Genomic DNA, 12,893 nt, shown 5'->3' on the forward strand with positions numbered 1-12,893 from the left:
GACGCAGTCGGCACCCGCCACACCCACCCGAAGGAGCCCACCATGCGCGCCGAGCAGGTCACCGATCCGATCGTCTTCCACGGCGAGGGCCCCGTGTGGTCCGAGTCCTGGGGCGGACTGCGCTGGGTGGACATGCTCGCCGGGGACTACCTGACGCTCCGGGAGGACGGCACCGTGGACCGCACCGGTGTGGACGAGGCGGTGTGCGCCGTCGTGCGCCCGCGGGTGGGCGGGGGCGCCGTGATCGCGGTGGAGCGCGGGTTCGTGCTGGAGGAGGCCGACGGCACCCAGCGCCGGCTGCCACCCGTGTGGGAGGACCCGAACATCCGCATGAACGAGGGCGGCTGCGACCCGGACGGCCGCTTCTACGCCGGCACCATGGCCTACGACCGCACCGAGGGCGCCGGCAGCCTCTACCGGCTGGACCCCTCCGGGGAGGTGACCGTGGTGCTCGAGGGAGTGAGCACCTCCAATGGCCTGGAGTGGAGCCCGGACGGCTCCCTGGCCTACTACAACGACACCCCCACCCGGCAGGTGGCCGTGTTCGACTACTCCCGCGAGGAGGGGCTCACCGGGCGGCGCGTGTTCACCGACGTGCTCGGCGGCGAGGGCAAGCCGGACGGGCTCACCGTGGACGCCGAGGGCGGGGTGTGGGTCGCGGCGATCGGCTCCGGGAAGGTGCTGCGCTACTCGCCCGAGGGCACCCTGGACGAGGTGCTCGAGCTGCCCGTCTCCCGGCCGACCGCCGTGACCTTCGGCGGCCCGGACCTGGACCGGCTGTACATCACCACCACCCGGGAGAAGGCGGACCTGGAGGCCGAGCCGCTGTCCGGGTGCCTGTTCGTGGCGGAGCCGGGCGTGCGCGGCCTGCCGGTGCGCCCCTTCGCCGGCTGAGGGGCGGGGGCGGCGTCGTCCTCGGCCTCGGCCGGGGCGAGGCCCTCACCCCCGCGGCCGGCCCTCCCACCGGGAGGCGGCGAGGTGCCCCACCACGGTCAGCACCAGGACCGCCGCCAACACCCCGAGGGCCACGTCCGCCACCAGGACCACGAGCGCCAGGCCGATGTCCCCGGACGCGGCGTGACCGGCCACGACGGCCACCAGACGACCCACGGCGACGAGGGTGAGGACCGCCAGGACGGAGGCCACGATGACGGACCGCCGCGCCCAGGCGAGGCTGAACACGGGAGCCACCACCGCGGCCAGCGCCAGGCTGACGTCGAGAGCCAGCACATGGTCGTTCCACGCACTCTCCAGAGCGCGGCGCGGCACCACCCCGGCGTCCACGACCAGCGGCACCGCCACGAGCAGGACGGTGAGCACCAGGCCCACCATCCGCCATGAGGGAGACGAGCCACGGCGGGGCGCCGCCCGCGCACCCTCAGCGGCCATTCCACGTGTTCGTCTTGTAAGCAATGGCAGCCTTATATATCAAGGTGAACTGCGAACATGGAATGACTGCCATATTTCCGGCATAGTACCAGCGACAATTATACTGCATTCGCCTGATCAGACTAGCATCTGCAGACCTGCGCGCCGACCGCTTTGCATCCAACGTTATATTCATGGACCGGATTCTCTCGATAGCCATATCATGGTAGGCACAAGGACCCCTGAAATCGGCAGCCCCCCACGAGTCAGGTGAATATGAACAGTAGTCATGTAGGGTCCGATCGCGACATCCAATATAGGGGCAATAGATGTAGCCGCGGGGCACCGTTACAGGACCCGCCATCGCAAGCGTTGAGGCCTGACCCACGGTCCCCTTTTCTATCCAAGCAGATTCTTTTAGGGAGAGATCCTCCAGAGCACCGGCCTGAATGGCCGATGCCCCTTCGCCCACGACTCCACTAACAATCACACCACCATTGACTTCAGAGGCCGTGAGGACCACCCCCTCCGCCGCGACGTCTAATGAATAAGAGACTGGCGCACGCGAGACTCCGTTGAGGATGGGTCTAAATTCCCGATCACCCCCTTGGCAAGCGAATTTTTCACCGGTAACAGAAGAGCATCCCGAGGGTGCTTGGAAGAGAATCTTCAGGTCATCGCCAGAGGGGGTGACTTCTTGGACGTTATAAATAAAAAGATCGTCCTCAATCGCCCCTCCGGAGGTGCCGGAAAGAATGGCGTTATAACCAGTTGAAATGGGAGCCGCTTCCGCTGAAGTACTCCAGCACATGAGGAGCAAGATACTCGCAACCCACCCTGCCACTTCTCTTCTTACCCGCATTCTGACACCCTCTCCAAGAAGTCACCGCACCAACCGCGAAGTGATGGGCCGATTGTAAGATGAGTTGGAGTGGAAGTCAAGGACGGCTCCCCGCGGCGTGCTGCCGGATCCAGGCGTGCATCGCGATGCCGGCGGCCACGCCCGCGTTGATGGACCGCGTGGAGCCGTACTGGGCGATGGACAGCACCGCGTCCGCGGCCTGGCGGACCTCCTCGGACAGCCCCGGTCCCTCCTGGCCGAACACCAGCACGCACGCGCGCGGGAAGTCGAACGCCTCGATCGGCACGGACTCCGGGAACAGGTCCACCCCGAGCACGGGCAGCCCCTCGGCCGCGGCCCACGCGGTGAACTCCTCGACCGTCTCGTGGTGGTGAACGTGCAGGTAGCGGTCCGTGACCATCGCCCCGCGGCGGTTCCAGCGCCGCCGCCCGATGATGTGCACCCCAGCGGCGTTGAACGCGTTGGCGGTGCGCACCACGGTGCCGATGTTCAGGTCGTGCTGCCAGTTCTCGATGGCCACATGGAACGGATGCCGCCGGGCGTCCAGGTCCGCGACGATCGCCTCGAGGGACCAGTACCGGTACCGGTCCACCACGTTGCGCCGGTCGCCCTCACGCAGCAGCTCCGGATCGTAGCGGGCATCTTCCGGCCACGGCCCGGACCACGGGCCGACGCCGACCACGCGCTCCGGCGCCCCGTCCTCCGGGGGCGGGGCGCCGTCGTCGTGGTGGGGCCGGTGGGGTACGGGCCCGTTCAGCGGCGGCCGTCCTTGCGGTCGACGGCGGCCCAGGCCGCACCGGCGGCGGCCGCGGTCACGGTGAGCACGGACGGCCACGCGCCGATCCGCTTGGCCAGCGGGTGGGAGGCGCCGAAGCCACCCAGGTACAGCGCGCCGAGGCCACCGGCGACGGCGGGGCCGCCCTTGGCCAGCCACGTGCGGCCCGCGTAGAGGCCGGCGGCGGCCAGGACCGCGCCGCCGAGCGGGCGGATGCCGGTCTCGCGGGCGGTGAGGTAGCCGCCGATGAGCCCGAGGGCGGTGATGGGGGCGGTGCGCACGGCCTCGGCGGGCAGCAGGGTGAGGCCGTCGCGGGAGGGGGTGCTGGAGTGCGTGGTCATGGGTCCACGCTACGGCGAGCGGCTGGGCGCTGTCCCGCTGGGCGCCCGTTTCTCGAACGGGAGTGGTGGGGGGAGGCTCCCGTTTCTCGAACGGGAGTGGTCAGAGGACCTCCCGTTTCTCGAACGGGAACGTCGGGGAGAATGGGTGGCGTGACCATGATCGACAACGCCGTCTACAAGGACGGCCGCCGCCTGCACGCCCCCACCACCCTCGAGCAGACCTGGGAAGCGTGCCAGGCCATGGGCGGCATGGCCTGGATCGGCCTGTACCGCCCGGACGGGGAGGAGTTGCAGGGGGTCACCGACGAGCTGCACCTGCACCCGCTGGCCGTGGAGGACGCCCTGGCCGGCGGCGAGCGCTCCAAACTGGACCGCTACGGGGACGACTGGTTCATGGTGCTGCACCCGGCCCGGTACGTGGACGAGACCGAGACCGTGGAGTTCGGTGAGCTCGCCGTGTTCACCGGGGCGGACTACGTGGTGACGGTCCGCCACGCCGAGGAGCCGGACCTGGCCGGGCTGCGCCGCCGCCTGGAGACCGAGCACCCGGAGCTGCTGGCCCAGGGCCCGCGCCAGGTGAACTTCGAGATCCTGGACCGCGTGGTGGACGGCTACTTCCCGGTGGCCGAGGGCCTCGAACAGGACATCCGCGAGATCGAGGACCAGATCTTCTCCGGGGACGCCGCCGTCTCCCGGCGCATCTACGAGCTCTCCCGCGAGGTCATCCACTTCGAGCGGGCCATCCGGGCCCTGCCTGCGATGGTCGAGCAGCTCCAGGCGGACGTGCAGGCCCGCCGGGCCGCCTCCTCCAACGGCTCCCACGCCCACGACGGCGACGCTCCCCTCGACGAGGACGGCCTGCCCGAGGTGCCGGACGAGGAGGCCGCCGAGCGGGCGGCGGCCGCGGACGCCGTCGAGCTGGAGAACCTGCGGCGCCTGCGCGACGTGCACGACCACGCCGTGCAGATCAGCGAGCGTGTGGGCTCCATGCGCGCGATGCTCGCCAACGCCCTGGAGCTGGACTCCACGCTGGCCTCCAAGCGGCTCGCGGAGCAGGCGATCGAGCAGAACGAGCAGGTCAAGCGGATCTCGTCCTGGGCGGCGATCATCTTCGCCCCGCAGCTGATCGGCTCGATCTACGGCATGAACTTCGACCGGATGCCCGAGTTGCACTGGGCGTGGGGCTACCCGTTCGCCCTGGGGCTGATGGCCGCTGTGGCCGTCACCCTGTACACGCTGTTCCGCCGGGCCGACTGGCTCTGACCCGCGGCGGGAGGGCGGCTCAGGCCAGGCCGAGCTCGTCCTTGCCGAAGGCGTACAGGTAGGGCACGCCGGCTTCCTCGGCCACGCGCTCGGCGGCGCCGGTGGCGCGGTCCACGATCACGGCCACGGCCTGCACGTCACCGCCGGCCTTCCGCACGCCCTCGACGGCGGTCAGCGCGGACCCGCCGGTGGTGGAGGTGTCCTCAAGCACGACGACCTTCCGGCCCTCCACGCCCGGGCCCTCGACCTGGCGGCCCATGCCGTAGGACTTCTGGGCCTTGCGGACCACGAACGCGTCCAGGTCCCGGCCCTGGGCGACGGCCTGGTGCATCATCGCGGTGGCCACCGGGTCCGCGCCCATGGTGAGCCCGCCCATGGTCTCGAACTCGATGCCGTTGTCCTCGAGCAGGCGCAGCATCACGCGGCCGATCAGCGGGGCGGCCTCATGGTGGAGGGTCACGCGGCGCAGGTCCACGTAGTAGTCGGCCTCCTTGCCGGAGGACAGGGTGACCCGGCCGTGCACGACGGCGAGCTCCTGGATCAGCTCCTTCAGGCGGGCGCGGTCCTGCTCAGGGGTGGGGGTGGTGGTCTGCGCATCGGTCATGCGCCCATGCTACGGCGGCCCCACCCCCGGCACTCCCGTTCGAGAAACGGGAGGCTCCCCCGGGCACTCCCGTTCGGGAAACGGGAGGCTCCCCCGTCATGCCCCGGACACATCCGCCCCCTACGCTGGCCCCATGCGTGAACTCCAGCAGCAGATCATCGCCGAGCTGGGCGTGCGGCCCGAGATCGACCCGGCGGCCGAGGTCGAGGCCCGTGTGCAGTTCCTGGTCGACTACCTCGTGGCCACCGGCGCCTCCGGGTTCGTGCTCGGCATCTCCGGCGGGGTGGACTCCAGCACCGCCGGGCGCCTGGCCCAGCTGGCCGTGGAGCGACGCCGCGCCGAGCTCGGCGTGCCCGACGCCGTCGCCCTGGGCGGCCCCACCGGCACCCCCGCGCCCGCGGCCTCCTCCGCCGGATCCTCCCCCTCCGGAGCCGGGGACGACGCCACCCCCTCCCCCGAGCACCCCGTGTTCACCGCGGTGCGCCTGCCCTACCGGGTGCAGCACGATGAGGCCGAGGCCCAGGCCGCCATGGCGTTCGTGGACGCCGACCGCCAGGTGACCTTCAACGTGGCCGAGGGCGTGGACGGCGTCGCCGCGGAGTTCGCCCGCGCCACCGGCGGCCAGATCAGCGACTACAACAAGGGCAACGTGAAGGCCCGGGTGCGCATGACCGCCCAGTACGCGCTCGCCGGCGCCCACGGCCAGCTGGTGATCGGCACGGACCACGCCGCGGAGTCCATCACCGGGTTCTTCACGAAGTTCGGCGACGGCGGCGCGGACGTGCTGCCGCTGTCCGGGCTGAACAAGTCCCAGGTGCGGGCCCTGGCCCGCGAGCTCGGCGCCCCCGAGGCCCTGTGGTCCAAGGTGCCCACCGCGGACCTGCTGGACGGCACCCCCGGCCGCACTGACGAGGACGAGCTCGGCCTCACCTACGCGGACATCGACGCGTACCTCGAGGGCCGCAAGGTGGACGGGGCCGTCGCCGAGCGGCTCGAGGGCATCTGGCTGCGCAGCCGCCACAAGCGCACCACCCCCGTGGAGATCCACGACACCTGGTGGCGGTGAGCCCGGCCGGCCCTCGACGGCCCTCCCTTCGATAGCCTGGCCGGGTGAAGATCGCCACCTGGAACGTCAACTCCCTCCGTGCCCGCGCCGACCGCGTGGAGGCCTTCCTTCAGCGCCACGACGTGGACGTGCTGGCCATGCAGGAGACCAAGTGCCGGGACGAGAACTTCCCCTGGGAACTGTTCGAGCGCGCCGGCTACGAGGTCGCGCACTTCGGCCTGTCCCAGTGGAACGGGGTGGCGATCGCCTCCCGTGTGGGCCTCACGGACGTGCAGCGCGGCTTCCCCGGGCAGCCGCACTTCGGCAAGGGCGGCAAGGACCCTGCCCTCGAGGCCCGCGCGATCGGGGCGACCGTGGGCGCGGAGTCCGCCGACGGCGTCGGGCCGGTGCGCCTGTGGAGCCTGTACGTGCCCAACGGGCGCGGCCTGCAGGACGAGCACATGGGCTACAAGCTGGAGTGGCTGCGGGTGCTCGCCGAGCACGCCCGCGAGCGCCTGGCCGACGACGACGCCACGCGCCTGGCCCTGGTGGGCGACTGGAACATCGCCCCGCAGGACGAGGACGTCTGGGACATGCAGTTCTTCCTGGACAACGGGCTGACGCACGTCTCCGAGCCGGAGCGGGCCGCGTTCGGCGCGTTCGAGGACGCCGGCCTGGTGGACCCGGTGCGTCCCCGCCACCCCGGCCCGGGCGTGTACACGTACTGGGACTACACGCAGCTGCGCTTCCCGAAGAGGCAGGGCATGCGGATCGACTTCCAGCTGCTCTCGCCCGCCCTGGCGGACACGGTCACGGACGCGTGGATCGACCGGGACGAGCGCAAGGGCAAGGGTGCCTCGGACCACGCCCCCGTGGTCGTGGAGCTGGGCTGAGCCGTGCACGACGCCGGCCCCCGCCTCCGTTGAGCATGCGCACCGCCGCCGCCGCGCACCTGCGCGTCTTCCAGCCGTTGTCCGCGTACCCGGACGCCGTCGCCGCGCGCCTGGTGGCCTCCGCCCACCGCAGCCGCGCCGAGGTGGAGGCCGAGGCACGGGAGAGGGCCCGGCGTCGTCTGCTGCGGCGCGTCCCGGACCCGTTCCCCGAGCCCGGGGAGGACGACCTCGTGCGGGTGCTCGAGGTGGACGGCTCCGCGTTCTACTGCCCGGACGAGCTCGCGCTGCGGGCCGAGATGGCTGCGGCGCTGCTCGAGCGGGGTCAGGACCCGGTGGTGGTGGAGGCGGCCGTCCCGGCGGCGGCCCGCGCCGCGAACCGGGGCCGGGTGCTGGCCGCCCTCGAGGACGAGTGGGGGCTGTCCCCCGACCCGGACGCGGCAGGCGCCGCCCCCGCAGGCACCGCCCACCAGGATGCGGACACTGACGGACGGACCCACCGGGTGCAGACCCGCACCGCCCTGTGGGGGGTGCCGCACGCGTGGCTCGTGGTGTTCGACCCGGAGGAGCCCGTGCGGCGCCTGGTGGACGGGGAGACCACGGCCTACCGGCAGGCGCCCGTGGCCGCGGCCCTCGAGCGGGCCAGCCATGCGGCGGCCGTGCTGGCCCGGCAGGCCCCGGAGGCGGAGCTGCTCGGGGAGTTGGCCGTGATGCTCCCCTGGCTGCAGGCCTTCCACCCCGACTCCGTGCTGGAGTTGGACTACGCGGGGCTGACCCCGCACGTGTGGCCGGACGATTCCGTGTTCGACCTCTGGACGCTGGTCGACGCACTCGATGAGGGGGACGAGGTGACCGCCGGCCTCGCGCAGCAGCGGCTCAACCGACGCTGGGGGCCGGTGGGGATGCTCGCGCATGCCGGCTGAGAGTGTCTAGCCTCGGGGATCCGCTGCAGAAACGACCCCTCTGAACCGCTGGCCCGCCCTCAGAGGGGTCGTTTCCGCAGCGGATCTGGACGGGGCCGGCGGGGAGCCGTGAGCGCACCCCTCGGCCGCCCCCTCACCCGCGCGGCATCGCGCCCAGGAACGGGGCCGGGTCCAGGGCCGGCTTGTGGGAGGCGGCGAGGCGCTCGCGGTGGTGAGGGTCGACGTCGCCGACGTACAGCCAGCCCATGAGCAGCTCGTCCTCACCCACCCCATGGGCGGCACGCACCTGCGGGGCGTTGGTGTGCGGGCCGGAGCGCCACATCACACCCCAGCCGGCCTGCCACAGCGCGAGCTCGAGCAGGTGCGCGGCGCCAGCGGCGGTGGCGTGCTGCTCCCAGGCGGGGACCTTCTCGTGCTCGGTGTGCCGGGCGACGACGGCGATCAGCAGCTCCGCGCGGAACGGCTTGGGATTCACCTCCCCCGGCTCACGCACAGTGCCGGCGGCGGCGTCGAGGGCCTCGCCGAGCACGCGCCGGTCGTCCCCGCGCAGCAGGATCAGCCGCCAGGGGCGCAGCGCCTTGTGGTCCGCGACGGGGGTGACGGCGGCCAGCAGCCGGGCGATCTCCTCGTCCGTGGGGGTGGCCGGGCCCACCTTGGACACGGACCGGCGGGAGGCCATGGCCTGCAGGACGGGGTCGTCGAAGTGCTTCATGGGCTCGATGATGCCGCATCCCGGCGCCGGGCCCCATGGCCGGGGGTCAGAGGCTCAGCCGGCCTGGGCGACGGCGGCCGTGAGCCGTTCGAGCTCCGCGGCGGGCAGGGCGGTCTCGCCGAGGGCCCGCACGTGGTCACCCTCGAGCGCCAGCACGCCCTCCTGCGGGTTGATCGGCGTCAGGTGGGTGCCGCCCTGCACGAGGTGGAACAGGTACAGCCGCCCGGACCCCACGGACAGCTCCGGGACGGCGGGCAGCACGGCGCTCTGCCCGTCCTGCGTGCCGTCGAGCACGCGCACCTGCACCGTGTGCCCGGGGGTGGCGCGGCCAGAGAGCACCGACGTGATCTCCACGGTGTAGACGGTGGAGGGCAGGATCAGGGGCTCGGGGTCCTGGGGGTTGGGGACGGCGCCCGGCTCGGCCATGAGGTCGCCCTCCTCCTCACGCGCCGAGACGACGCGGCCGACCACGACCATCTCCGCGGCCTCGCGCATCTGGTCCGCCGTGGTGTAGCTGGGGTAGCGGATGAGGGTGGCGGGGGCGTCCTCGGACGCGGAGGAGGCGGAGCCCGCGGCGGTCGGGACGGTCGCCTGGGCCGTCTGGGCCGCCGGGGAGGCCGACGTGCCGGAGGCCGACGTCTGAGCCTGGAGCTGCGGGCCGGCGCAGCCGACGAGCAGCAGTCCCGCCGTGAGCAGGCCGGCTCCGGAGAGGAGGGACGGGTGGCGAGCGGTCATGGGGGTCTCCTTCAGCAGCAGCGACGGGGTCGGCGGGACCTTCCCTGAGAGACGCCCCCCCCCCCGACCTACCTGTGCCGCCACTGTACCGCCGTCGTCGCGCCGCGTCTCGGGCCACGGCGACCCCCACCCGGCCGCCAGCCCGCTACGGTGACGGGGTGAGCACCGCCGAGAGGATCTACTCCCGCCTCGTCACCCGCAGCGAGGACGCCGACCAGGCCCTGCCTGAGCAGGTGCGCCGGGACGTCCCCGCCAACGGGCTGCGCCTGGTGGGCGCCACCACCCTGCAGTCCTCCGGGGACCAGGTGGTGAACGCGGGCACGGTGCTGCCGTGGCTGTTCGCCGTGTTGGGCGTGCCGGCCGGACTCACCGGCCTGCTCAAGCCGATCCGCGAGTCGCTGTCCATGCTCCCGCAGGCGTTCCTCACCCCCTTCGTGCTGCGCGCCCGCCACCGCAGACGGGTGTTCGCCCTCGGCGCGCTGGTGCAGGCGGCCTCCGCAGCCGCGATGGCCGCCACCGCCGCCCTCGGCCGGGGGCTGGGGGCCGGCGTCGTGATCCTGGGGGCGCTGGCCGTGTTCGCGCTGGGCCGGTGCCTGTGCTCGATCGCGTCCAAGGACGTGCAGGGGCGCACGGTGCCCAAAGGTGAGCGCGGGCAGATCACAGGCCTGGCGACGACGGCCTCCGGGCTGGTGGCCGTCACCCTCGGCCTGGGGATCCGCTGGCTGGGCGGGGACGCCCTCACGGCCGGCGGCCTCGCCGCGCTGCTGGGCCTGGGCGCGGCGCTCTGGGTGGGGGTGGCGTTGGTGTACCTGAGGGTGCGCGAGCCCGCGCAGGACCCGGAGGAGGCCACAGACACAGCGGACGACGACGACGCTCCCTCCCCCCTGCGCCGGTCCTGGTCCCTGCTGCGCGAGGACGCGCCGTTCCGCCGGTTCGTGACAGTGCGGGCCCTGCTGCTGGTGACCTCCCTGAGCCCGCCGTTCTTCGTGGTGCTCTCCCTCGAGGCGGGCACGGACGCGCTGGCCGGGCTGGGCGGGTTCGTGATCGCCTCCGGGGCGGCCTCACTGATCGGAGGGCGCCTGTTCGGGCGGGTCGCGGACCGCTCCAGCCGTCGGCTGATGTCCTGGGCGGCGGGGGCAGCCTCGGCGGTGATCGTGGCCGCCCTCGTCCTGACGGCGTGGCCGGTGCTGCCCCCGGGCGGTGCCGCGGGCCTGGTGCTGGTGGGGGCGTTCTTCCTGGTGACCCTGCTGCACACGGGGGTGCGGATGGGCCGCAAGACCTACCTGGTGGACATGGCCTCCGGGGACACCCGCACCCTGTACACGGCCGTCTCCAACACGGTGATGGGTGTGATCCTGCTGGTGGTGGGGGCGGTGAGCTCGGCCGTCGCGGCGGTGAGCGTGCCCGGGGCCCTGCTGCTCCTGGCGGTGCTCGGCGGGGCCGGCGCGGTGGCCGGGCTGCGCCTGCCGGAGGTCTCCGGGGGCCGGTGAGCCGCCGGGCCCACCCTGCCGGGTGTCCGCCCGTCCGCCTACCCTGGGACCCATGAGCACGCAGCCGCTGAGCACACCGCCCTCGGAAGCCCGCAACCGCCCCACCACGGCGTGGTGGTCGGACGCGGTGATCTACCAGGTGTACCCGCGCTCCTTCGCCGACGGCGACGGCGACGGCATGGGCGACCTGCCCGGCGTCACCGCCCGCCTGCCCTACCTGCAGGCCCTCGGGGTGGACGCGATCTGGCTCTCCCCCTTCTACCTGTCCCCGCAGAACGACGCCGGCTACGACGTCGCCGACTACCGCACCGTCGACCCGCGCTTCGGCACGCTCGAGGACGCCGACGAGATGATCGCCGCCGCCCACGAGGCCGGCATCCGGGTGATCGTGGACCTCGTGCCCAACCACACCTCCAGCGAGCACGCCTGGTTCCAGGCGGCCCTGGCCGCCGCCCCGGGCTCCGCCGAGCGCGCCCGCTACCACTTCACCGAGGGCCGCGGGGAGCACGGCCAGCTGCCCCCGAACAACTGGCAGTCCACGTTCGGCGGCGGCGCCTGGTCCCGTGTGACCGAGGCGGACGGCGCCCCCGGCCAGTGGTACCTGCACCTGTTCGACACCACCCAGCCGGACCTGAACTGGGAGAACCCGGAGGTCCGCGAGGAGTTCGAGTCCATCCTGCGGTTCTGGCTGGACCGCGGCGTGGACGGCTTCCGCGTGGACGTGGCCCACGGGCTCATCAAGAAGCCCGGCTACCCGGACGCCGAGCAGCCCCGCATGGGCATGGTCACCGACGCCGGCGAGGACGAGGACCCTGCGTTCGACGTGGACGCCCACGAGCCGGCCATGCCGTTCATCGACCAGGACGGCGTGCACGAGGTCTACCGCTCCTGGCGGCGCCTGCTGGACTCCTACCCGCACGAGCCGATGATGGTGGCCGAGGCGTGGGTGGCCCCGCTGCCGCGCATGTTCCGCTACGTCCGCCCGGACGAGATGCACCAGACCTTCAACTTCACCTACCTCATGGCCGGGTGGGACGCCGAGTCGCTCTCCTCGGCGATCACCCGCTCCTTCCGGGAGGCCGAGAAGGTCGGGGCCCCGAACACCTGGGTGCTCTCCAACCACGACACCGTCCGCCACACCTCCCGCTACGGCTTGGCGGACCCCAGCTCCTACCCGGCGGGGCTGACCGCGGAGCACGAGCAGCCGGACGAGGCCCTGGGCCGGCGCCGGGCACGGGCGGCGGCGATGATCGAACTGGCTCTGCCCGGCTCCGCCTACATCTACCAGGGCGACGAGCTGGGCCTGCCCGAGCACACCACCCTGGCCCCCGAGCACCGCCAGGACCCGTACTTCTTCCGCACCGGGGGCGCCGAGCCCGGCCGGGACGGCTGCCGGATCCCCCTGCCCTGGGCCGCGGACGAGCCCGGCCTGGGCTTCTCCGGAGGCGCGGACGCCACACCGTGGCTGCCGCAGCCGAAGTCCTTCCGGGCGCTCGCCGCAGACCGCCAGGTGGGGGTAGAGGGCTCCTCGTTCGAGCTGTACCGGCAGCTGCTGCAGCTGCGCGCCGAGGCCGAGCTCGGCACCGGGGTGTTCGCCTGGGCGGACCTGCACCGTCCGGCCGAGGGGGTGCTGGCGTTCACGGTCACCACGGGCGGGGGCCGGCACCTGGGCTCGGGCGAGCCGATCCCGGAGCGCACCCTGCTGGTGGTGGCCAACCTCTCCGCCGAACCCACGGCACTGCCCGCCGGGGCGGAGCCGGTGCTGCTGTCCCTGCCCGAGGAGGAGGCGCTCGTGGACGGCCTGCTCGGCCCCGACGTCGCCGGCTGGTTCCTGCTGGGCTGAGCCCCGGAAGGAGGACACCCCCGACATGTGGTGACGCGGTGG

At 72.7% G+C, this 12,893-nt stretch carries 13 protein-coding genes; 7 read left to right on the plus strand and 6 right to left on the minus strand.

The genetic code is table 11. The annotated features are described in order from the left end of the window. Positions 1-42: 42 nt before the first annotated feature. The gene (locus SPI96_RS09005) at positions 43-894 is read left to right on the plus strand and encodes an SMP-30/gluconolactonase/LRE family protein (RefSeq protein WP_321082031.1); all 852 of its coding nucleotides are present in this window, start codon (positions 43-45) and stop codon (positions 892-894) included. Positions 895-939: 45 nt separating this feature from the next. Here the strand turns inward: SPI96_RS09005 and SPI96_RS09010 are convergent, their stop codons facing one another. The 3 genes from SPI96_RS09010 to SPI96_RS09020 form a co-directional block, all read right to left on the minus strand. After that, entirely contained in the window at positions 940-1,332 is a 393-nt protein-coding gene (locus SPI96_RS09010) for a hypothetical protein (RefSeq protein WP_321082032.1), read from the minus strand. Positions 1,333-2,306: 974 nt separating this feature from the next. Then, positions 2,307-2,987, minus strand: a complete 681-nt coding sequence (locus SPI96_RS09015; protein ID WP_414601936.1) for a TrmH family RNA methyltransferase — start codon at positions 2,985-2,987, stop codon at positions 2,307-2,309. Beyond that, complete coding sequence (locus SPI96_RS09020; RefSeq protein WP_321082034.1) at positions 2,984-3,346, minus strand: hypothetical protein; 363 nt, start codon at positions 3,344-3,346, stop codon at positions 2,984-2,986. Before SPI96_RS09020 ends, SPI96_RS09015 begins: the two co-directional genes overlap by 4 nt. Before the next feature lie 150 nt (positions 3,347-3,496). On the opposite strand from SPI96_RS09020, the gene SPI96_RS09025 reads away from it, so the two are divergent. Continuing rightward, complete coding sequence (locus SPI96_RS09025) at positions 3,497-4,609, plus strand: magnesium and cobalt transport protein CorA (protein WP_321082035.1); 1,113 nt, start codon at positions 3,497-3,499, stop codon at positions 4,607-4,609. Between the two features lie 19 nt (positions 4,610-4,628). Here the strand turns inward: SPI96_RS09025 and pyrE are convergent, their stop codons facing one another. Beyond that, positions 4,629-5,213: an orotate phosphoribosyltransferase gene (gene pyrE, locus SPI96_RS09030; protein WP_321082036.1), complete on the minus strand. Its 585-nt coding sequence runs from the start codon at positions 5,211-5,213 to the stop codon at positions 4,629-4,631. Between the two features lie 133 nt (positions 5,214-5,346). Here pyrE and nadE point away from each other — a divergent pair, with 133 nt between their 5' ends. From nadE to SPI96_RS09045, 3 genes are read left to right on the plus strand one after another with little or no spacing between them, the layout of a single operon-like run. Next, positions 5,347-6,279: an ammonia-dependent NAD(+) synthetase gene (nadE, locus tag SPI96_RS09035; RefSeq protein WP_321082037.1), complete on the plus strand. Its 933-nt coding sequence runs from the start codon at positions 5,347-5,349 to the stop codon at positions 6,277-6,279. Positions 6,280-6,323: 44 nt separating this feature from the next. Beyond that, positions 6,324-7,151, plus strand: coding sequence for an exodeoxyribonuclease III (locus SPI96_RS09040; RefSeq protein WP_321082038.1), 828 nt, complete (start codon positions 6,324-6,326; stop codon positions 7,149-7,151). Between the two features lie 35 nt (positions 7,152-7,186). Beyond that, positions 7,187-8,071, plus strand: a complete 885-nt coding sequence (locus tag SPI96_RS09045; RefSeq protein WP_321082039.1) for a hypothetical protein — start codon at positions 7,187-7,189, stop codon at positions 8,069-8,071. Positions 8,072-8,204: 133 nt separating this feature from the next. Here SPI96_RS09045 and SPI96_RS09050 read toward each other — a convergent pair whose 3' ends face one another. After that, entirely contained in the window at positions 8,205-8,783 is a 579-nt protein-coding gene (locus SPI96_RS09050; RefSeq protein WP_321082040.1) for a nitroreductase family protein, read from the minus strand. A 54-nt stretch (positions 8,784-8,837) separates the two neighbouring features. Continuing rightward, positions 8,838-9,518 (minus strand): hypothetical protein, encoded by a 681-nt coding sequence (locus tag SPI96_RS09055; protein WP_321082041.1) that lies wholly within the window; start codon positions 9,516-9,518, stop codon positions 8,838-8,840. Positions 9,519-9,676: 158 nt separating this feature from the next. Between SPI96_RS09055 and SPI96_RS09060 the strand changes: the two genes are divergently transcribed. Next, a complete protein-coding gene (locus SPI96_RS09060; protein WP_321082042.1) occupies positions 9,677-11,008 on the plus strand; it encodes an MFS transporter in 1,332 nt (443 codons plus the stop codon). A 52-nt stretch (positions 11,009-11,060) separates the two neighbouring features. Next, the gene (locus SPI96_RS09065) at positions 11,061-12,851 is read left to right on the plus strand and encodes a glycoside hydrolase family 13 protein (RefSeq protein ID WP_321082043.1); all 1,791 of its coding nucleotides are present in this window, start codon (positions 11,061-11,063) and stop codon (positions 12,849-12,851) included. Positions 12,852-12,893 lie beyond the last annotated feature (42 nt).

This window comes from Micrococcus sp., assembly GCF_034179925.1.
Lineage (GTDB): Bacteria > Actinomycetota > Actinomycetes > Actinomycetales > Micrococcaceae > Micrococcus.

Coding starts and splice junctions, on each gene's coding strand:
- SPI96_RS09020 (WP_321082034.1), bottom strand. CDS start 3,346: ATGACCACGCACTCCAGCACCCCCTCCCGCGACGGCCTCACCCTGCTG.
- SPI96_RS09010 (WP_321082032.1), bottom strand. CDS start 1,332: ATGGTGGGCCTGGTGCTCACCGTCCTGCTCGTGGCGGTGCCGCTGGTC.
- SPI96_RS09045 (WP_321082039.1), top strand. CDS start 7,187: ATGCGCACCGCCGCCGCCGCGCACCTGCGCGTCTTCCAGCCGTTGTCC.
- pyrE (WP_321082036.1), bottom strand. CDS start 5,213: ATGACCGATGCGCAGACCACCACCCCCACCCCTGAGCAGGACCGCGCC.
- nadE (WP_321082037.1), top strand. CDS start 5,347: ATGCGTGAACTCCAGCAGCAGATCATCGCCGAGCTGGGCGTGCGGCCC.
- SPI96_RS09050 (WP_321082040.1), bottom strand. CDS start 8,783: ATGAAGCACTTCGACGACCCCGTCCTGCAGGCCATGGCCTCCCGCCGG.
- SPI96_RS09005 (WP_321082031.1), top strand. CDS start 43: ATGCGCGCCGAGCAGGTCACCGATCCGATCGTCTTCCACGGCGAGGGC.
- SPI96_RS09065 (WP_321082043.1), top strand. CDS start 11,061: ATGAGCACGCAGCCGCTGAGCACACCGCCCTCGGAAGCCCGCAACCGC.
- SPI96_RS09055 (WP_321082041.1), bottom strand. CDS start 9,518: ATGACCGCTCGCCACCCGTCCCTCCTCTCCGGAGCCGGCCTGCTCACG.